The following is a 19,556-nucleotide window of genomic DNA, read 5'->3' as shown; positions in this document are numbered from 1 at the left end:
GCCGATGTCCGGGGGGCCTTCGATGTGGTGGTGCCGTCATCCCCGCCGCACCGAGCCGAAGGCCGCGCCCATGACCGAGTTCCATCCCGTCCCCGAGCCACGCGGGACCCTCACCCACGTCAACTGTGTGGTGTCGGCGCCGCTCGGATACCGGCCGCTGCACCTCGACCTGCACGTGCCGCCGGGCGACGGCCCGTTTCCCGTCGTGCTGTGGATCCACGGCGGCGGCTGGATGACGGGCAGCCGGGTGTGGACCGTCGACCAGCGCTTCCACGAGCGCATGGTGGCCCGCGGCTATGCCGTCGCCGACGTCGACTACAGGCTGGCGATGGAGGCGACCTGGCCGGCGCAGCAGGCCGACGTCGACGCCGCGGTCCGCTGGCTGCGCCACCACGCCACGGCGCTGCGGCTCGACCCGGACCGCTTCGCCGTGCTGGGTGAGTCGGCCGGCGGGCAGATCGCCGCGGTCGCCGCGCTCACCGGCACCGGCGACACCGCGATCCAGGCGGCGATCATCTGGTACGGCCCTGCCGACCTCGCCGGTCTACGGCGGCAGGAGGACCCGCTCGAGTTCCCGGCGATCCTGCTCGGCGGACCGGTCGCCGAGCGCCAGGCGGTCGCGCGGCTCGCCAGCCCGCTGCACAACGTCCACCGGGCCGCGCCGCCGTTCCTGCTCGTGCACGGCACCGAGGACGAGATCGTGCCGTTCGCGGAGGCCGCCGGCTTCGCCGGAGCGCTCCGGGCGCAGGGTGTCCGGTGCGACGTGATCCCCGTCCAGGGCGCCCGGCACGTGTTCGCCGGCGCCGCCGTCGAGGTCGGCACCCTCACCGAGGCCGGCGCGGACTTCCTCGACGATGTCCTCGGCCGCTGACCCGGTGCCGTCCCTCGCCGGGCAGGTCGCCGCGCTGGGACGGGAGGCGCCGATGCCCGCGGTCGCGGTGGCGGTCTTCACCCGCGAGCGGCAGCTCGCCGAGATCGTGCACGGCGTCGCCGACCTCGGCACCGGCCGGCCCGTCACGCGGCAGGACTGGTGGGACCTGGCGAGCCTCACCAAGGTCCTCGTCACGGTCCCCGAGGTCCTCGAACTGGTGGCCACGCGACGGATCGGGCTCGACGAGCCGCTGCGCGCCGCCTGGCCGGACGCCCGGCGGGCACCGTTTGCGGGCGCGACCGTCGCGCGGCTGCTCAGCCACGACGCCGGGCTGCCCGCCACCGTCCGGTTCTTCGAGACGACGACCGGACGGGACCGGATCGTGGACGCCGCGCTGCGCACCCGCCCGGAACGTGCCGCGGGCGCGGGCGCCGTCTACAGCGACGTCGGCTACATCGTGCTCGGTGCGATGGTCGAGGCGCTCACCGGGCGGTCCCTGGCCGAGGGACGCCACGGCCCGCGGTTCGCGCCGCTGCCCGGCCCGGCGGTCGCCACCGAACGGTGCCGCTGGCGGGGGCGGCTGATCACCGGTGAGGTCCACGACGAGAACGCCGCGGCGATGGGCGGCGTCGCCGGGCACGCGGGCGCGTTCGCGACGATCGGCCAGGTGGCCCGGATCGGCCAGGCCTGGCTCACGGAGCGGGTCACCACCCCGGCGCTGCACACGGCCGTGCGCGAATGCTGGTCGTCGAACGAGGACGGGGACCGCTTCGGCCTCGGCTGGTGGCTCACCCCCACCCGGGGACTCGGCGGGCCGCGCGCCGGCGCGGACGGCTACGGCATGTCGGGATTCGTCGGCAACCGGATCTGGCTCGAACCCGGCCGCGGCTACGGCGTCGCCGTCCTCAGCAACCGCGTGCATCCGGTCCGCGGTGACCGGGCGCCGTTCGACACGTGGTGCGCCCGTCTCCTGACGACCGTCGCGGACGCGCTTCAGGGTGACGCCTCAGGGTGAGGCCAAGCCGTTCCTGTAGGCGATGACGACGAGCTGCGCCCGGTCGCGGGCGCCGAGCTTCGTCATCGCCCGCTGCACGTGGGTCCGCACCGTGAGGACGCTGAGGTGCAGCTCGCCGGCGATCTCGTCGTTGGACCGGCCGTCGGCGGCCAGCTTCACGACCTCCAGCTCCCGGTTGGTCAGGTCGCCGATCCCGGGCGCGGCCGGCAGCGGCGGCGCCGGTCGCGGCGCGGCGAGGAACTGCGCGATGAGCGCCTTCGTCGCGCCCGGGGACAGCAGGCTGTCGCCGGCGGCGACGATGCGGATCGCCTCGAGGAGGGTGTCGGTGGTGACGTACTTGCCGAGGAAGCCGCTCGCGCCGGCACGCAGGGCACGGGCGACGTGCTCGTCGTTCTCGAACGTGGTGAGGATCAGCGCCCTCGTGCCGGCCAGGCCGGGGTCGGCGCAGATCGTCTCGGTGGCGGCGAGGCCGTCGGTGCCGGGCATCCGCACGTCCATCACGACGACGTCGGGTCGGTGCGCGCGGGCGAGGTCGACGGCCTGCGCACCGTCCGCGGCCTCGGCGACGACCTCCAGGTCCTCGCACGAGTCGATGAGCATCCGGAACGTGCCGCGCAGCAGCGCCTGGTCGTCGGCGAGGAGCACGCGGATCGTCACGACGCCACCCCCGGCGGCAGGGGCAGGGCGGTCACGATCTCGAAGCCGTCGCCGTCGTTGACGCGGAGCTCGCCGCCGACGGCGTGGGCGCGTTCCCGCATCCCGATGATGCCGAAGCCGGACCCGTTCCGCGGTGTTGCGCCGGTACCGGTGGCGTTGGCGATCGTGGCCGTGCGGGGGGCCTGCGTGTCGTCATGCGCCTGACGGCTCCCGGCTACTGGATCCGAACCGGTCGTGCGGGTCCGTACTGCTGCGGCTGCAGTACTGCGAACCATGTCCGACGATTCTTTGTTAACGCTAGTGTCATTGACACTGCTCAGTGCCGCTCGGTAGCGTGTCCGCGAACGACCGGCCGGAAGAACGTCGGTTTTGATGCTCTTTCAAATACGTGATCGGCGTTTTCCCGTCGTGCGTAGAAACGGAGCGGACCGTTCACATGACCGACGACAAGCAGCATGAGCACGGCATGTCCGGACCGGTATTCGCCGTCGGCGGGCAGACCGCTTATGACGATGTCGTGCGATTCACGGCCGCGGTCAGGGCACTGCACCCGCTGCCGGAAATGCCGCACCCGGATTTCCTGCTGTTCCAGACCCTGCATCTGACCGCGGAACTGCTCTGGTACAACGTGCATTTCGACATCGTCCGCGCCGCCGACGACCTGGGCCGCGGCGATCACCGGTCCGCGCATCGCCTGCTGCGCCGCGCGACCGGGCTGCAACGGCTGACCGTGACGCATCTCAACCAGGTCCGGACCGGTATTCCGCAGACGGAGTTCCTGCAGATCCGGGCGAGCCTGCCCGACGGTGGAAGCGGCCTGGACTCCCCCGGCATGCGGAATCTGCAAAAGGCGTGCCGGCATTTGTGGCGCTGTTTCTCCGCGGCCCTGGACGCCGCCGGGCTGGCGTCGGAGACGGCGCTGCTGGAGGCCGGCTCGACGCACCCGGACCTGCGCGAGATCGCGCTGGAGATGCTGGAGCTCGACGACGCGATGCTCGGCTGGCAGCAGGAGCACCAGCGCATGGTGTGGGCCCGCCTCGGCGGCCACCCGACGCTGCGCACGATGCCCGTCGACGCTTCCGGTGGGCCGGTCAGCCTGACCGGGCGGACCGTCGACGTGCTCGACCGGTTCGTCGCGCACATGCGGTTCCCGCGGCTGTGGCAGGCGGTGCAGCAGTACCAGGAATCCATGGCCGGCCACAAGGCATAGGAGGACCCGCCGATGACCAGCACCGCCTGGCAGCCGCCGCAGGAGCTGCCGTTTCACTGGCACGTCTACGACGTCGGGCACCTGCTGCCCGGCGGGTGGGCCGGGGAGCTGCTCGACGTGGCCCGCGAGCACGCCGTCCACCGGGTCTTCCGGCCCACCATGACCACCGCCCGGGAGGTCGCCGACGCGCGGATCCCGATGCACAGCGTCGACGGCGAGGTGCTGCGGCGCAGGCTGCCGTGGACGTTCCAGCTGTACAGCGGCTGGTTCAAGGAACTCGCCGAACGCACCGTCGACGAGAAGTTGCAGGAGACCGCCACCGACAACCGCGCCCTGAGCCTGAACATCCAGGACGGGATCACGATGCGCTACCCGTGCCACGTCGACAGCAACCCGATGCAGGGGCTGCTGTACTTGACGACGTGCACCGAGGAGACCGGCGGCGCCCTCGTCGTCGCCCGGGACCGCGCCGCCCACGACGTCGCCGGCGTCGACGCGGACGCCATGCGGATCTACCCGGCGGCCGGGCAGCTGTACTTCTTCGACGCGCGCCGCAACGCCCACTACGTCGAGCCGCTGCGCCGCGACGACGCCATGCGGGCGGTGCTGACGATGAACTACTACTCGCCGTCCTGCCCGGAGACCGCCCGCCCCGCCGGCCTGGACGAGCAACTCTTCGGCACCTGAGCACAGCCACCCTGCCACCACCGGCGCGCTCATGAGCCGGTGACGGCCGCCGATCATGGCAGCCGTACATCGCGGCAGGGTGGAGGGACACGGATGGCGTACGGACGGCTCTGGCCCCTACGGGCGCCCCGGCCCAGCGCGCCGATGCTGGGCTCGACGGCGCTGGCGCTGCTCGCGCTGGCCGTGTTCGCCGCGAACCTGGGCGAGCAGCGCAGTCCGCTGCCGCTGCTGTGGCTGGCCTCGCCGCTGTCGGTGGTCATCCCGACGGCGATCGCCGCCGGGATCTCCCGGTCCGCCCGCTTCAGCCTCCCCACCCGCCGCTTCTGGCGGCACCTGGCCATCTGCGCCGCCCTCGCGGGCGTCGGCGCCGCCCTCAACGCCTACGACGCGCTCGGTTCCGACCCCGTCACCCAGAACATGTCCGGGGTCACGGCCGCCGCGTTCAGCGCCGCGGTGCTGGTGCTGCTGTGGGGGCTGTGGCGGCTGCCGCTGGGCACCTCCGGGCGCGGTGACCGGCTCCGCATCGGCCTCGACGCCGGCACGGTCCTGCTCGGGGCCGCGGTGTTCATGTGGCACTACCAGGCCCGCCCGCTGCTGGAGGCGGACGGCTACCACACGGCGTCGCTGGTCGCCGCGAGCTCCACCCTCGTCCTGGAACTGGTCGTGGTGTTCGCCATCGCCAAGGTGACCCTCTCAAGGCACGTGTTCGTCGCCCGGAGCGCGTTGCGGCTCTTCGCCTTCGGCATGATCGCGGGCGCGTTCAGCGGCTTCCTGCAGCTGCTGATCCTCGACCAGCCGCACCTGAACCTGACCCAGGTCAGCATCCCCGTGGTCATGATCTGCGCCACCGCGGCGGCGCAGGCCCAGTGGCGGACACTGACCAGCCCCGATACCCGGCGCACCGCCGGCCGGCGACCGTTCAGCATCCTGCCGTACGCCGCGGTCGGCGCCGTCGACGCGCTGCTGCTGGCCCTCACCGCCACCGGCGACCCGGACCTGCAGGTGACAGCGGTCGCCGCAGTCGCCCTGACCGTCCTGGTGGTGTGGCGGCAGGTCACCGCGTTCCGGGAGAACACCGTCCTGCTCGCCCGCCTGGACCACAACGCGACCCACGACGCCCTCACCCAGCTGCCCAACCGGGCGCTGTTCAACCAGCGGCTCGCCACCGCACTCGCCGACCCGGACCGGGACCGGCACGTCAGCGTCGCCCTCATCGACCTCGACGATTTCAAGATCGTCAACGACACGCTCGGCCACGGCGCCGGCGACGCGCTGCTGGTCGCCGTCGCACAGCGGCTGGCCGCCGCGGTGCGCCCCGGCGACGTCGTGGCCCGGCTCGGCGGCGACGAGTTCGTGGTCCTCTTCGACGGCATCACCCCGGCCGCCGCGGAGCACGTCGCCCAGCGGATGATCGCGGCGCTGGCCGACCCGGTCGTCGCCGACAACCACGAGCTGCTCGTGCGGGCCTCCATCGGCATCGCCGACGGCCGCTGCGGCGACGAGGCCGGGGAACTGCTGCGGATGGCCGACATCGCCATGTACGCGGCGAAGCACGACGGCGGCAGCGGCTGCGTGCGGTACACCGCGGGACTCGGCGGCGCGGTCGCCGGCTCCGCGGCGCTCGGCGCGCAACTGCGGCACGCCATCCAGGACGGCGAGCTGTTCCTGGAGTACCAGCCGATCGTCGACCTGCACGACGGGCGGCTGACCGGGGTCGAGGCCCTCGTGCGGTGGGCCCACCCGACCCGCGGCACACTGCCGCCGGTGGAGTTCATCCCGGTCGCGGAACGCACCGGCCTGATCGTCCCGCTCGGCGACTGGGTGCTGCGCGAGGCGTGCCGACAGCTGGCGGCCTGGACGGCCGAGCACGGCCCGGCCGCACCCGCCTCGATGAACGTCAACGTCTCAGCGCGGCAGCTGGGCGACCCCGGGTTCGCCGACCGGGTGACCGCCGTGCTCGCCGACGCCCGGATCGCCCCGCACCGGCTCACCGTGGAGATCACCGAAACCACGGCGGTGGCCCTCGGCGAGGCGACCCACCACCTGCAGGCCCTCCGCCGCGCCGGCGTCAGGGTCGCCCTGGACGACTTCGGCACGGACCGCTCGTCGCTGACCCTGCTGCAGGACCTGCCGGTGGACGAGATCAAGCTGGACCGGTCGTTCGTGCAGCGCACCGGCGAGGGCCGCCGCGGCGCGATGCCCTCCGCGGTCATCGCCCTGGCCCAGGCCGTGGGCCTGGACGTGGTCGCCGAGGGCGTGGAGTTCCCCGAGCAGGCACAGCGGCTCGCGGCGCTGGGCTACCGCACCGCGCAGGGCTACCACTTCGCCCGTCCGATGCCGGCGACCGGCATCGTGCGGATGCTCGCCCCCGCCCCGCTCACCACCACCGCGGCCTGACCCGGGCGCACTCCTCGCCCGCGCGGCCCTCACCCGGTCCTGCCTCCGTAGGCCGCGATGTTGAACCGCGAATTGCACAAGTATGCAACTGCTAAAGTCGGCATACCGCACACGATCGGGAAGGCGGGTGACGGCATGTCCGTGCCCTTGTACCAGGCGAAGGCCGAACTGTTCCGCACCCTTGGTCATCCGGTGCGGATCCGGGTGCTGGAGCTTCTGCAGGACGGCCCGAAACCCGTGCGTGACCTGCTGGCCGACATCGACGTCGAGGCTCCCGGCCTTTCCCAGCAGCTGGCGGTGCTCCGCAGAGCGGGCCTCGTCACGTCAAGCCGTGACGGGTCATCGGTGGTATACGCGCTGAGCACGCCGGACGTGGCCGACCTGCTGGCGGCGGGACGGCGGATCCTCGGCGCGGTGCTGACCGACCGCGAAGGCCTGCTCGTGCAACTCCAGGCCGGAACGCGGGATTGATGACCACGCCGACAGCGGTTCCCGGCGCCGTCCGCCGCCTGACCGGCCTGCTGCCGCAACCGTCCGACTGGGCAGCGGTGCGCCGCGCGCCGCGCCGGGACCTGCTCGCCGGGCTCACGGTCGCGGTCGTTGCCCTGCCGCTGGCGCTGGCATTCGGCGCGACGTCCGGCCTGGGCGCGCAGGCGGGACTCGTCACAGCGGTCGTGGCGGGCGCTGTCGCGGCCGTGTTCGGCGGTTCCAACCTGCAGGTGTCCGGTCCGACCGGCGCGATGACGGTGGTGCTGGTGCCGGTGGTCCAGCAGTTCGGCGGTCGTGGCGTGCTGATGGTCGGCGCGCTGGCCGGTCTCGTGCTGATCGCCCTCGCACTGGCCCGGCTCGGCCGCTACGTGCGCTACCTGCCCACCCCGGTCATCGAAGGGTTCACCGCAGGCATCGCCGTCGTCATCGCTCTGCAGCAGGTGCCGGCCGCGCTCGGTGTCACCGGCGCCCACGGCGACAAGGTCTGGGCCGTGGCCGGCGACGCCTTGGTGCGCTTCGCCCGCCATCCGCATCTCGCACCGGTCGGCGTCGCCGTGGGTGTCGCGGCGGTGATGCTGGTCGGCGCACGGCTGCGGCCGGGGCTGCCCTTCTCGCTGCTCGGCGTCGCCGCGGCGACGGTCGCGGCCGAGGCCGTCCCGCTCGGCCTGGCCCGGATCGGTGCGCTGCCGGCAGGCGTGCCCGCACCGTCGCTGGACTTCCTGGACCTCGGCGCGATCGGGACACTGTTGCCCTCCGCGCTGGCCGTGGCGGCGCTCGCCGCGCTGGAGAGCCTGCTGTCGGCCACCGTCGCCGACGGGATGACCGTCAACCAGCGGCACGACCCCGACAGGGAACTGTTCGGCCAGGGGCTGGCGAACCTGGCGGCGCCGCTGTTCGGAGGGATTCCCGCGACGGCGGCGATCGCCCGCACCGCGGTCAACGTCCGCGCCGGTGCCGGGTCGAAGCTGGCCGCGCTGACCCACGCCGTCGCCCTCGCGGTGATCGTCCTGGCCGCCGCGCCGCTCGTGTCCCGCATCCCGCTCGCCGCGCTCGCCGGGGTCCTGCTGGCGACCACCGTGCGGATGATCGAGGCCGGCGCACTGCTCGCGCTGGCCCGATCCACCCGCGGCGACGCCCTCGTGCTGGCACTGACGTTCACCGTCACCGTCGTGTTCGACCTCGTCGCTGCCGTCGCCGTCGGCATCAGCGTCGCAACCGTCCTCGCACTGCGGGCCGTCGCCCGCAGCGCCAAGCTCGAACAGGTGCCGCTGGAGCCCGGCGACCACAGCGCCGAAGAGCACCACCTGCTCGCCGAGCACATCGTCGCCTACCGCCTCGACGGTCCGCTGTTCTTCGCCGCGGCCCACCACTTCCTCATCGAACTGTCCGAGGTCACCGACGTACGGGTGGTGATCCTGAGAATGTCGCGCGTCACCACAATTGACGCCACCGGCGCGCATGTGCTCGGTGACGCGATCACCCACCTGCGGCGACGCGGCATCACCGTGCTGCTGTCCGGTGTCCTCACCGGCCACGACCAGGTCCTGACGGCGCTCGGGGTGGCCGAGGACCTCCGCCGCGACGGGCTGATCTTCCCGGACACCGTCACGGCCATCAACCACGCCCGGACGCACATCGTCGGTCGCCCGTCGCCGTCCGGATAGCCGGACGGGTCGTCGCTGCGGCACGCCCCACCCCACCCCACACCGCTGCCGGGTGCAGTACCCGCTCGTTCAGTGGCACGTTCGGTCGAAGCGCGCGGTGTATCCACCGTCGTCGTGGGTCTGCTCGACGCGGCCGGGTGTCGACCAACGGCTGGGACGAGCCTGATGCGCTGCTCAACCGCCACAGCGGCCTTGTCGGCCTGGCCGGCGACGATGACATGCGCAACGTTCTCCAGCGGCGTGCGTAAAGGCGCAGCAGCCGCTGGCCCAGTGAGCGCCCCGGGATGGGGCGCTGCCTTGAACTGAGACGCTGGTGCGATAGTCCCGCTCATTGAGGACTTTCGGCCCGGTCGTTCCGCACGGGATCGCGATGAGATGACACCGAATTACGTGTTGGGGTCACATGAGGTCCTGGTAAGGACGAATCTGATCATCAAGGTCACCTACGAAGGAACGAGGCAGATGACGAGCGCAGCCGAAAAGGCGGGCAGGGCGCTGCTGGGCGTCGGTGGGCTGGTGCGCCGGGCGGAGGTCTCCACCGACGGGCGCACACTGCACCAGATCGGCGGGCGTGAAGCGGACAGCTTCTACCGGGACCGGTGGTCCTACGACAAGGTGGTCCGCTCCACGCACGGCGTCAACTGCACCGGGTCCTGTTCGTGGAAGGTGTACGTCAAGGACGGCATCATCACGTGGGAGCAGCAGCAGACCGACTACCCGAGCGTCGGGGCGGACCGGCCCGAGTACGAGCCGCGGGGCTGCCCGCGCGGGGCCGCGTTCTCCTGGTACACGTATTCGCCGACCCGGGTGCGGTACCCGTACGCCCGGGGTGTCCTCGTCGACATGTACCGGGAGGCGAAGGCCCGCCTCGGCGGGGATCCGGTCGCCGCGTGGGCCGACATCCAGGCCGACCCGGTGCGCCGCAAGCAGTACCAGCGGGCCCGCGGCAAGGGCGGCCTGGTGCGCGTGACGTGGGACGAGGCGCAGGAGCTGGTCGCCGCCGCGCACGTGCACGCCATCAAGGAGTACGGCCCGGACCGCGTGGCGGGGTTCTCGCCCATCCCGGCGATGTCGATGGTGTCGCACGCCGTCGGCGCGCGGTTCCTGTCGCTCATCGGCGGCACGATGCTGTCGTTCTACGACTGGTACGCCGACCTGCCCGTCGCCTCGCCGCAGATGTCCGGCGACCAGACCGACGTGCCGGAGTCCGGGGACTGGTGGGACGCGAGCTACCTGATGATGTGGGGCTCCAACGTCCCGGTCACCCGCACCCCGGACGCGCACTGGATGGCCGAGGCCCGGTACCGCGGCCAGAAGGTCGTCGTCGTGTCGCCCGACTACGCCGACAACGTCAAGTTCGCCGACGAGTGGCTGCCCGCGCAGCCCGGCACCGACGGCGCACTGGCGATGGCGATGGGGCACGTGGTGCTCAAGGAGTTCTTCGTCGACCGGACCGTGCCCCGGTTCGTCGACTACGTCACCCGCTTCACCGACCTGCCGTACCTGGTCGCGCTGGAGCCGGTGGAGGGCGGCGGCTACCGGCCGGGCAAGTTCGTCACCGCCGCGGACCTCGGCGACACCGACGCGGAGGCGGCGTTCCGCCCGGCGCTGTGGGACACCACGACCGACGCGCCCGCAGTGCCGAACGGCTCCCTGGGGCACCGGTTCAGCGAGGCGGGCGTCGGCACCTGGAACCTCGACCTGGGCGCGATCACGCCGCGGCTGAGCTGTGCCGGCGGGGCCGCGGTCGAGGTGGTCCTGCCGCGCTTCGACAACGACGTGCCGGAGCTGATGCGTCGTGGTGTGCCGACCGCCGAGGTGGCCGGCCGGCTCGTCACCACCGTCTATGACCTCATGCTGGCCCAGTACGGTGTGGCCCGGTCGGGGCTGCCCGGGCAGTGGCCGGCGGGCTACGACGACCCGGCCGTTCCCTACACCCCGGCGTGGCAGGAGCCGATCACCGGCGTACCGGCCGCGCAGGTCGCCCGGATCGCCCGGGAGTTCGCCGACAACGCCGAGCGCTCCGGCGGCCGGTCGATGATCCTGATGGGCGCCGGCACCAACCACTGGTTCCACTCCGACGCCACGTACCGCGCGATGCTGGCGCTCACCACGCTCACCGGCTGTCAGGGCGTCAACGGCGGCGGCTGGGCGCACTACGTCGGGCAGGAGAAGTGCCGGCCCGTCACCGGCTGGTCGCACCTGGCGTTCGCGCTGGACTGGTCCCGCCCGCCGCGGCAGATGATCGGCACCGCGTTCTGGTACCTGCACACCGACCAGTGGCGCTACGACCAGTACACCGCCGACGTGCTCACCTCGCCGCTGGCCAAAGGCGAGTTCACCGGCCGGCACACCGCGGACCTCCTGGCGAAGTCCGCTCGGCTGGGCTGGATGCCGTCGATGCCGACGTTCGACCGAAACCCCCTCGACGTCGCCGACGATGCCATCGCCGCCAATCGGGACAATCCGGCGCAGCACGTCGCCGACGCCCTGGTCGACGGGCGGCTCGGGTTCGCGTGCACCGACCCCGACGCCCCCCAGAACTGGCCCCGCGTCCTCACCGTCTGGCGGGCCAACCTGCTCGGGTCGTCCGCGAAGGGCAACGAGTACTTCCTGCGGCACCTGCTCGGCACCGACGCGTCGCTGCGCGCCGCCGAGGCCCCGCCGCAGATGCGGCCGAAGGACGTGACGTGGCACGACGAGGCGCCCGAGGGCAAGCTCGACCTGCTGCTGTCACTGGACTTCCGGATGACGTCGACCACGCTGTTCTCCGACGTGGTCCTGCCGGCCGCGACCTGGTACGAGAAGCACGACCTCAACACCACCGACATGCACCCGTTCGTGCACGCCTTCACGCCGGCGATCAGCCCGCCGTGGCAGACCCGGACCGACTTCGACGCCTTCCACGGCATCGCCAAGGTCTTCTCCAAGCTGGCCGGGCCGCGCCTGGGCGTCCGCAAGGACCTTGTCGCCGCGCCGCTGCAGCACGACACCCCCGACGCCCTCGCCACACCGCACGGCATCGTCCGGGACTGGAAGACCGGCGAGGTCGACGCGGTCCCGGGCCGGACCATGCCGAAGTTCATCGTGGTCGAACGGGACTACGGCGCCGTCGCCGCGAAGATGGGCTCGCTCGGGCCGCTGCTGGACCGGCTCGGCACCACCACGAAGGCCGTCACCGTCGACGTGAACCCGGAGATCGAGTTCCTCAAGCAGGTCAACGGCACCGTCCGCGGCGGCGTCGCGGACGGCCGGCCCCGGCTGGACACCGACATCCGCGCGTGCGAGGCGATCCTGGCGCTGTCCGGCACCACCAACGGCCGGGTCGCCACCGAGGGCTTCGAGTTCCTCGAACGGCGCACCGGCAAGCGGCTCGCCGACCTCGCCCGGGAGCACGAGGGCAAGCAGATCCGCTTCGCCGACACCCAGTCCCGGCCGGTGCCGGTCATCACCAGCCCCGAATGGTCCGGAAGCGAGCACGGCGGCCGCCGCTACTCGCCCTTCACCATCAACGTCGAACGCGGCAAACCCTGGCACACCCTGACCGGGCGGCAGCACTTCTACCTCGACCACGACTGGATGCAGGAGCTCGGCGAGGAACTCCCCGTGTTCCGCCCGCCGCTGGACATGCACAAGCTCTTCGGCGAGCCGCGGCTCGGCCGCAACGGCGAGCTCGAACTGACCGTGCGCTACCTGACTCCGCACTCGAAGTGGTCGATCCACTCCGAGTACCAGGACAACCTCATCATGCTCACGCTGTCCCGCGGCGGGCCGACGATGTGGATGTCCGAGGCCGACGCGGCGAAGATCGGCGTCACCGACAACGAATGGATCGAAGCGGTCAACCGCAACGGCGTCGTCGTCTGCCGTGCCGTCGTCACGCACAAGATGCCCGAGGGCACCGTGTACATGTACCACGCCCAGGAGCGCGTCATCGACGTGCCGAAGGCCGAGACGAACGGCCGCCGCGGCGGCATCCACAACTCGCTGACCCGGCTGCTGATCAAACCCAGCCACATCATCGGCGGCTACGCGCAGCTGTCGTTCGCGTTCAACTACCTCGGTCCGACCGGCAACCAGCGCGACGAGGTCACCGTCATCCGCCGCCGGTCACAGGATGTGGAGTACTGATGAGGGTCATGGCACAGATGTCGATGGTGATGAACCTCGACAAGTGCATCGGGTGCCACACGTGCTCGGTGACGTGCAAACAGGCGTGGACCAACCGGTCCGGCGTCGAATACGTGTGGTTCAACAACGTCGAGTCCCGCCCCGGGCAGGGATATCCCCGCACGTACGAGAACCAGGAGCGCTGGCAGGGTGGGTGGACCCGGACCAGGACCGGGCGGCTCAAGCCCCGCGCCGGCGGCCGGGTCAAGAAGCTGCTGAGCATCTTCGCCAACCCGAAACTGCCGTCCATGCAGGACTACTACGAGCCGTGGACCTACGACTACGAGCACCTGCTGTCCGCGCCCGCCGGCACCGACACCCCCGTCGCCCGCCCCAAGTCGCTGCTCACCGGCCGAAACACGACGGTCACCTGGTCGGCGAACTGGGACGACTCCCTCGCCGGCGGCAACGAGATCGCCGCCGGCGACCCGATCCTGCAGCAACTGTCCGAGCAGGTGCGGCAAGAGTACGAGAAGGCGTTCCTGTTCTTCCTGCCCCGCATCTGCGAGCACTGCCTCAACCCGGCGTGCGCCGCGTCCTGCCCGTCGGGCGCCATCTACAAACGGGCCGAGGACGGCATCGTGCTCGTCGACCAGGACCGCTGCCGCGGCTGGCGGATGTGCGTCACCGGCTGCCCGTACAAGAAGGTCTACTTCAACCACCGCACCGGCAAGGCCGAGAAGTGCACGTTCTGCTTCCCCCGCATCGAGATAGGCCAGCCGACGATCTGCTCCGAGACGTGCGTCGGGCGGTTGCGGTACCTCGGCCTCATGCTGTACGACGCGGACCGGGTCGGACCGGCCGCCGCTGTCAAGGACGAGCACGCGCTGTACGAGGCGCAACGCTCGGTCTTCCTGGACCCGAACGACCCCGCGGTCGTCGCGGCCGCCCGCGCCGCCGGCATCCCCGAGGACTGGATCACCGCCGCCCAGCGGTCGCCGATCTGGGACCTCATCATGCGGCACGAGGTGGCGCTGCCGCTGCACCCGGAGTACCGGACCATGCCGATGGTCTGGTACATCCCGCCGCTGTCCCCGGTCGTGGACGCGCTGTCCGGCACCGGCCACGACGGCGAGGACGTCGGCAACCTCTTCGGCGCCGTCGACGCGCTGCGCATCCCGGTCGGCTACCTCGCCGGGCTGTTCACCGCGGGCGACCCCGCACCTGTGACGGCCGTGCTGCGCCGCCTCGCCGCGATGCGCTCGTACCAGCGGCGGATCAACCTCGGCGAGGACCGCGACGAGTCGATCGCGGCCGAGGTCGGGATGACCGGCGCGCAAATGGACGACATGTACCGCCTCCTGGCCATCGCCAAGTACGAGGAGCGCTACGTCATACCGGCGGCGCACGCCGAGGACGCCCATCGTCTCGAACAACTGGCGACCGACTGTCCCGTGGACTACGACGGTCCGTTCGGCGAGGCGTCGGGCACGCCCGCGCCGATCTCGGTGGAGAACTTCCACATGCTGCGCAACCGGCAGACCGCCGACACCACCGCGGCGCCGTCGGACAAGGAGACCCGGGTGAACCTGCTCAACTGGGACGGCAAAGGCACCCCGCAGGGAATGTTCCCGCCGAAGAACGACGGGGGCGACCCATGACCGGGCCGACCTGGCGCGCGGTGGCCGCCCGCGCCGCGTCCCTGCTGCTGCGCTACCCCGATAAGGACGTGCTGGCCGCGCTGCCGATGATCATCGCCGCCTCGGACGGAGTGCCGGCGGCGGTCGCTGAGCCGCTGCGGTTCGTCGCCGGTCACCGAGGCGACACCGACCCGGGGCAGCTCGCCGCGGACTACGTGCAACTGTTCGACTTCCGGCGCCGCTGCAGCCTGCACCTGACCTACTACACAGCCGGCGACACCCGCAAACGCGGCGAAGCCCTCGTCCTGTTCGCCGAGATCTACAAGAGCGCCGGGCTGGAACTGGTCGACGGGGAACTGCCCGACTACCTGCCCGCCGTCCTCGACCTCGCTGCGGTCGATGAGCGCGGCTGGCGGCTGCTGCGCGAAAATCGGATCGGCCTCGACCTGCTCATGCAGGCCCTCGCGGCGGAGAAGTCCGTCTACCGCCTCGCCATCGAGGCCGTCCGGCAGATGCTGCCACCCCCGCAGCCGGGTGACCTCGCGGCGGCCGCCCGCCTGGCCCGCACCGGCCCGCCGGTCGAGCAGGTCGGCCTCGAGCCGTTCGGACTCGTCGACACCACCGGAGGCCGCCGATGAACGTCCTGCTCTGGGTCGTGTACCCGTACGTCGCCGTGGCGGTCCTCGTCGGCGGGCTGATCTGGCGGTACCGGTACGACAAGTTCGGCTGGACGACCCGCTCCTCCCAGCTCTACGAGACCTCCGTGCTGCGCTGGGCCAGCCCGATGTTCCACTTCGGCGTCCTCATGGTCCTCGTCGGGCACGTCGGCGGGCTGCTCGTGCCGAAGTCGTGGACCGAGGCGGTGGGCATCACCGAGCACGCCTATCATCTGACGGCCGTCTTCATCGGCACCGTCGCCGGCCTGTGCACGCTGATCGGCATGGCGCTGCTCATCGCCCGCCGCCGCCTCACCGGGCCCGTGTTCGCCGCCACGACGAAGAACGACAAGGCCATGTACGTGGTCCTCGCCGGCGTCATCGTCATGGGGCTGTGGGCGACCGTGAAGGCGAACATCGCCGGTGACGGCTACGACTACCGGGAGACGATCTCGCCCTGGTTCCGGTCGCTGTTCTACCTGCAGCCGGACCCGGACCTCATGGCCGCCACGCCGACGTCGTTCCAGACGCACATCATCGGCGCGTTCGCACTGTTCGCGTTCTGGCCCTTCACCCGCCTGGTGCACGCCTTCAGCGCCCCGGTCGGCTACCTCACCCGCCCGTACGTCGTGTACCGCAGCCGCGACCCCCGCCCCGGCCTGCGCCCCACCCGGCCGGGCTGGGAAGGCCCGCCGAAACTGCCCACCGGCGCGGACCGCGACCGACGCTGATCCTGCCCGATCGACGCAGCAGCCCTTCACCTTCCCCGGCGGTGGCGCCGGACCAACCCCCTGCCGAGGTGTGACATGGCGAAAACAGGCACGTCCAGGAAGAGACCGGCGAGCGCGACAGCACCGCCGGTGACCGCGGCCGGCGCCGGACGGAACCTGATCCTGGCCACCATCGGGTTCACCGTGAACTTCTGGGCCTGGGCGCTGCTCGGCCCGCTCGGGCCCGGCGTCAAGGAACGCCTCGGGCTGAGCTTCGCCGCGCAGTCGCTGCTGGTTGCCGTGCCTGTCCTCGTCGGGTCGCTGGGAAGGATCCCGGTCGGGGCGCTCACCGACCGGTACGGCGCCCGGATCATGTTCCCGATCGTCAGCCTCGCCACCATCGCGCCGGTGCTGACATTGACCGTCGTGTCGTCGTACCCGGCGCTGATCATCACCGGGTTCTTCCTCGGCCTCGGCGGCACCACCTTCGCCGTCGGTGTCCCGCTCGTCTCCGGCTGGTACCCACCGGCCCGCAAAGGGTTCGCCCTCGGTGTGTTCGGTATCGGCATGGGCGGTACTGCGATCTCCAACTTCAGCACCGTCAAGCTCGCCGACGCCTACGGCGAGGACACCCCGTTCCTCATCGTCGCCGCCGCCCTCGCCGTCTACGCGGTGCTGGCGTTCCTGCTCATCCGCGACGCTCCCGGCCGGCAGCGGCCGGCCGGGTCTGCGGTCGCGCGGGTCCTGGACGTGAGCCGGCTCGGCGTCACCTGGCAGCTGTGCTTCCTGTACGCCGTCGGGTTCGGCGGGTTCGTCGCCTTCAGCGTGTACCTGCCCGCCTACCTCAAGACCGCCTACGGCCTCACCGCCAACGATGCCGCCCTGCGCACCGCCGGGTTCGTCGTCCTCGCGGTCGTCGCCCGGCCCATCGGCGGCTGGCTGTCGGACCGGTTCCATCCCGTCCCGGTCCTTGTCTGGTGCTTCATCGGCACCGCACTGTTCGCCATTGTGCAGGCGTTCCAGCCGGACCTGATGCCGGTGGCCACGGTCGCGTTCCTCGGCATGGCGGCACTGCTCGGCGCGGCCAGCGGCGCCGTGTTCGCGCTTGTCGGCAAGGTCGCACCCGCCGACAAGGTCGGCGCCGTCACGGGCGTCGTCGGCGCCGCCGGCGGGCTCGGCGGTTTCGTCCCACCCCTCATCATGGGCTGGGTCTACGGCGTCGAAGGCTCCTACGCCATCGGCCTGATGCTGTTGTCCGACGTCGCCCTCGCCGCAGCCGTCTACACCGCCGTCAAGATGAGCACCCTCGCCCGCCGCACTACATGACCCACACCCACCGACCCGAAGGGACAGCTACGAACACCATGGACACGTCCTCACTGCCAGCCCTGGTCGAGCAGCACCTGGCCGTCGCCCGCAGCGCCTCCAGCGGCCGCAGCGCACAGACGCTGTACGGCGGCCACGACCGAACCCTGCACCAGACCCTCATCGCTTTGGCCGCCGGACGGCAACTCGACGAACACGAGAGCCCCGGTGAGGCAACCCTGCACGTGCTGCACGGCCGGGTCCGGCTCGCCAGCGCCGACGACAACGCCGAAGGCAGTGCCGGAGATCTGCTCGTCATCCCGGATGCCCGGCATACCCTCGAGGCGCTCCAGGACAGCGCCGTCCTGCTCACTGTGGCCAAGACCCGTTGAGGATCGTGCGATGACCACGGAACCGGCTGCCGGCGCGGCAACGGCCGGGGATTCCGAGTGGCTGACGGAGCTCGCCTCGGCTCTTGACATCACCGACGTGTCACCGGCTGACCGCATCGCCCTGCTCAAGGTCGCCCGGCAGGTCGCCCACGGCGTCTGCCGGCCTGCGGCCCCGCTGACCACCTACCTTCTCGGCGTCGCCGTCGGACGAGGCGCCGACGTTCAGACCGCTGCGACAGCCGCCTCCCGGCTCGTCGCCGGGCGGCCATCATCGACCGGTGCGGAGCCGGGGCGATGAGCGTCACCGCAGCCGTAGCAGCAGCGCTCCGCCAGCACCACAGCAGCTCAGCCATGGCCTGGGAGCAGGCACGAACGCTGGCACAGCGACTTCCCGCACCCCTCGGCACCCAGGACGTCCCCCTGGACCAAGCCGCCGGACGGACTCTGGGCCAGCCGTTGACCGCGGCAGCCATGCTGCCGGGGTTCGACAACGCCGCCATGGACGGCTACGCCGTTTGCGGTCCCGGCCCGTGGCACGTGATCGGCTGCACACTGGCCGGAACCCGGGCCGCCGGGCCGCTCACCCCGGGCGAGGCTGTGGAGATCGCCACCGGCGCTCCGGTCCCGGCCGGCACCGACCGGGTCGTGCAGTACGAGATTGTCAGCCGCACCGGCAGCCTCATCACCGCGCCGGACGGCGACCGTTGCCACATCCGCCGCGCCGGTGAATACATCGATGCAGGACAGCAGCTCCTGCCGGCAGGCAGCATCCTGACCGCCGCCGCGCTCGGGCTCGCCGCGAGCGCAGGCATCGACGCGGTCACCGTGCGGACCCAACCGTCGGTCCGGGTCCTGGTGACCGGCGACGAGATCGTCACCGCCGGAATACCCTCCCACGGCCGGGTCCGCGACGCCATCGGTCCCGTCATCACCGCCCTCCTGAAGGCGTGGGATGTCGCGTCGCCGCAGCTGCGGTGGCTGCCGGACCGGCCCGCGGACGCACTGACGGCAGCGGTCGCCGGCTCGCTGTCCGACGTCGACGTCACCATCGTGTGCGGGTCATCGTCGGTCGGTCCGGCCGACGGCCTGCACGACACCCTCCATACCACCGGCGCCACCGTGCACGTCGACGGCGTGGCCTGCCGGCCCGGGCATCCGCAACTGCTCGCATCCGCCGGGCAGCACTGGCTCGTAGGGGTCCCTGGCAACCCGTTCGCCGCGCTGGTCGCCGCCTACACCCTGGTGCAGCCACTTCTCGCCGGTCTCGCCGGAAGAACGCTCCCGGAACCACCTGAGGTCCAGTTCCGCGGCAAGGCCCTGCCCGCTCCGGGAGTGACCAGGCTCCTGCCCGTGCAGTGGCGTCAGGGAGAAGCACACCTCATCCACGGCGCCCGACCCGGATACCTCGGCCCAGCCGCTCAGGCGGACGCGCTAGCCGTCCTCCCGCCGACCTGGCAGCCAGGCGAGACGGTACAGCTCCTGATGATGCCCCTTTGAGCACCCCGGGCACCCAATGTCCGGCCACCGCGTCAGGCGGCCTGGACAGCGTCCGCAACGATCGCATCAGCCGAGGCGCGTCGTGCCGCACGGTGCCGGGCAGTGCCCGCGAGGAGCGCTCTGAGCATCCATCGACGTGACCGCCTCGGCGACATCCTCCACGGCAGCGGCCTCGGCAGGGCGCTGATGGTGCTCCTCGGTTCGGCTCAAGCCTGGTCCGCGGCGACCCGGAGGCGGGGCGGCCGCGTGTCGATGC

16 protein-coding genes are annotated in these 19,556 nt (G+C 71.7%); 15 read left to right on the top strand and 1 reads right to left on the bottom strand.

Annotation, left to right across the window (positions count from 1 at the left end):
- Positions 1–4: 4 nt before the first annotated feature.
- Both ABZS58_RS43780 and ABZS58_RS43775 read left to right on the top strand, forming a co-directional pair.
- Positions 5–871, top strand: a complete 867-nt coding sequence (locus tag ABZS58_RS43780; protein ID WP_354790003.1) for an alpha/beta hydrolase — start codon at positions 5–7, stop codon at positions 869–871.
- A complete protein-coding gene (locus ABZS58_RS43775; protein ID WP_354790001.1) occupies positions 855–1,886 on the top strand; it encodes a serine hydrolase domain-containing protein in 1,032 nt (343 codons plus the stop codon). Before ABZS58_RS43780 ends, ABZS58_RS43775 begins: the two co-directional genes overlap by 17 nt.
- On the opposite strand, the gene ABZS58_RS43770 is transcribed toward ABZS58_RS43775, so the two are convergent.
- Positions 1,878–2,543, bottom strand: coding sequence for a response regulator transcription factor (locus tag ABZS58_RS43770; protein ID WP_354789999.1), 666 nt, complete (start codon positions 2,541–2,543; stop codon positions 1,878–1,880). The genes ABZS58_RS43775 and ABZS58_RS43770 overlap by 9 nt on opposite strands.
- Before the next feature lie 436 nt (positions 2,544–2,979).
- On the opposite strand from ABZS58_RS43770, the gene ABZS58_RS43765 reads away from it, so the two are divergent.
- The 13 genes from ABZS58_RS43765 (at position 2,980) to ABZS58_RS43705 (ending at position 19,300) form a co-directional block, all read left to right on the top strand.
- The gene (locus ABZS58_RS43765) at positions 2,980–3,753 is read left to right on the top strand and encodes a hypothetical protein (RefSeq protein WP_354789998.1); all 774 of its coding nucleotides are present in this window, start codon (positions 2,980–2,982) and stop codon (positions 3,751–3,753) included.
- Positions 3,754–3,765: 12 nt separating this feature from the next.
- Positions 3,766–4,440: a 2OG-Fe(II) oxygenase gene (locus ABZS58_RS43760; protein WP_354789996.1), complete on the top strand. Its 675-nt coding sequence runs from the start codon at positions 3,766–3,768 to the stop codon at positions 4,438–4,440.
- A 93-nt stretch (positions 4,441–4,533) separates the two neighbouring features.
- Positions 4,534–6,837, top strand: coding sequence for an EAL domain-containing protein (locus ABZS58_RS43755; RefSeq protein ID WP_354789995.1), 2,304 nt, complete (start codon positions 4,534–4,536; stop codon positions 6,835–6,837).
- A gap of 135 nt (positions 6,838–6,972) precedes the next feature.
- Positions 6,973–7,308 carry a metalloregulator ArsR/SmtB family transcription factor gene (locus ABZS58_RS43750; protein WP_354790041.1) on the top strand — a complete coding sequence of 112 codons (336 nt, stop codon included), beginning with the start codon at positions 6,973–6,975 and terminating at the stop codon, positions 7,306–7,308.
- Positions 7,308–8,990: a SulP family inorganic anion transporter gene (locus tag ABZS58_RS43745; RefSeq protein ID WP_354789993.1), complete on the top strand. Its 1,683-nt coding sequence runs from the start codon at positions 7,308–7,310 to the stop codon at positions 8,988–8,990. Before ABZS58_RS43750 ends, ABZS58_RS43745 begins: the two co-directional genes overlap by 1 nt.
- A 462-nt stretch (positions 8,991–9,452) precedes the next feature.
- Positions 9,453–13,121 carry a nitrate reductase subunit alpha gene (locus ABZS58_RS43740; protein ID WP_354789991.1) on the top strand — a complete coding sequence of 1,223 codons (3,669 nt, stop codon included), beginning with the start codon at positions 9,453–9,455 and terminating at the stop codon, positions 13,119–13,121.
- Positions 13,121–14,761 carry a nitrate reductase subunit beta gene (narH, locus tag ABZS58_RS43735; RefSeq protein WP_354789990.1) on the top strand — a complete coding sequence of 547 codons (1,641 nt, stop codon included), beginning with the start codon at positions 13,121–13,123 and terminating at the stop codon, positions 14,759–14,761. The genes ABZS58_RS43740 and narH overlap by 1 nt, the downstream gene beginning before the upstream one ends.
- On the top strand, positions 14,758–15,378 hold the full coding sequence (narJ, locus tag ABZS58_RS43730) for a nitrate reductase molybdenum cofactor assembly chaperone (protein ID WP_354789989.1): 621 nt from the start codon (positions 14,758–14,760) through the stop codon (positions 15,376–15,378). The genes narH and narJ overlap by 4 nt, the downstream gene beginning before the upstream one ends.
- Positions 15,375–16,127, top strand: coding sequence for a respiratory nitrate reductase subunit gamma (gene narI / locus ABZS58_RS43725; RefSeq protein WP_354789987.1), 753 nt, complete (start codon positions 15,375–15,377; stop codon positions 16,125–16,127). The genes narJ and narI overlap by 4 nt, the downstream gene beginning before the upstream one ends.
- Before the next feature lie 75 nt (positions 16,128–16,202).
- On the top strand, positions 16,203–17,432 hold the full coding sequence (locus tag ABZS58_RS43720; RefSeq protein WP_354789986.1) for an MFS transporter: 1,230 nt from the start codon (positions 16,203–16,205) through the stop codon (positions 17,430–17,432).
- 38 nt (positions 17,433–17,470) lie between these two features.
- Entirely contained in the window at positions 17,471–17,803 is a 333-nt protein-coding gene (locus ABZS58_RS43715) for a cupin domain-containing protein (RefSeq protein ID WP_354789985.1), read from the top strand.
- Positions 17,804–17,813: 10 nt separating this feature from the next.
- The gene (locus tag ABZS58_RS43710) at positions 17,814–18,101 is read left to right on the top strand and encodes a DUF6457 domain-containing protein (RefSeq protein ID WP_354789983.1); all 288 of its coding nucleotides are present in this window, start codon (positions 17,814–17,816) and stop codon (positions 18,099–18,101) included.
- Positions 18,098–19,300, top strand: a complete 1,203-nt coding sequence (locus ABZS58_RS43705; protein ID WP_354789981.1) for a molybdopterin molybdotransferase MoeA — start codon at positions 18,098–18,100, stop codon at positions 19,298–19,300. The genes ABZS58_RS43710 and ABZS58_RS43705 overlap by 4 nt, the downstream gene beginning before the upstream one ends.
- Positions 19,301–19,556: the final 256 nt, after the last annotated feature.

This window comes from Dactylosporangium sp. NPDC005555, assembly GCF_040605635.1.
Lineage (GTDB): Bacteria > Actinomycetota > Actinomycetes > Mycobacteriales > Micromonosporaceae > Dactylosporangium.
The sequence above is the reverse complement of the archived record's forward strand: the minus strand, read 5'-3'. Positions and strand labels throughout refer to the sequence as shown.

Coding starts and splice junctions, on each gene's coding strand:
- ABZS58_RS43780 (WP_354790003.1), top strand. CDS start 5: ATGTCCGGGGGGCCTTCGATGTGGTGGTGCCGTCATCCCCGCCGCACC.
- ABZS58_RS43775 (WP_354790001.1), top strand. CDS start 855: ATGTCCTCGGCCGCTGACCCGGTGCCGTCCCTCGCCGGGCAGGTCGCC.
- ABZS58_RS43765 (WP_354789998.1), top strand. CDS start 2,980: ATGACCGACGACAAGCAGCATGAGCACGGCATGTCCGGACCGGTATTC.
- ABZS58_RS43760 (WP_354789996.1), top strand. CDS start 3,766: ATGACCAGCACCGCCTGGCAGCCGCCGCAGGAGCTGCCGTTTCACTGG.
- ABZS58_RS43755 (WP_354789995.1), top strand. CDS start 4,534: ATGGCGTACGGACGGCTCTGGCCCCTACGGGCGCCCCGGCCCAGCGCG.
- ABZS58_RS43750 (WP_354790041.1), top strand. CDS start 6,973: ATGTCCGTGCCCTTGTACCAGGCGAAGGCCGAACTGTTCCGCACCCTT.
- ABZS58_RS43745 (WP_354789993.1), top strand. CDS start 7,308: ATGACCACGCCGACAGCGGTTCCCGGCGCCGTCCGCCGCCTGACCGGC.
- ABZS58_RS43740 (WP_354789991.1), top strand. CDS start 9,453: ATGACGAGCGCAGCCGAAAAGGCGGGCAGGGCGCTGCTGGGCGTCGGT.
- narH (WP_354789990.1), top strand. CDS start 13,121: ATGAGGGTCATGGCACAGATGTCGATGGTGATGAACCTCGACAAGTGC.
- narJ (WP_354789989.1), top strand. CDS start 14,758: ATGACCGGGCCGACCTGGCGCGCGGTGGCCGCCCGCGCCGCGTCCCTG.
- narI (WP_354789987.1), top strand. CDS start 15,375: ATGAACGTCCTGCTCTGGGTCGTGTACCCGTACGTCGCCGTGGCGGTC.
- ABZS58_RS43720 (WP_354789986.1), top strand. CDS start 16,203: ATGGCGAAAACAGGCACGTCCAGGAAGAGACCGGCGAGCGCGACAGCA.
- ABZS58_RS43715 (WP_354789985.1), top strand. CDS start 17,471: ATGGACACGTCCTCACTGCCAGCCCTGGTCGAGCAGCACCTGGCCGTC.
- ABZS58_RS43710 (WP_354789983.1), top strand. CDS start 17,814: ATGACCACGGAACCGGCTGCCGGCGCGGCAACGGCCGGGGATTCCGAG.
- ABZS58_RS43705 (WP_354789981.1), top strand. CDS start 18,098: ATGAGCGTCACCGCAGCCGTAGCAGCAGCGCTCCGCCAGCACCACAGC.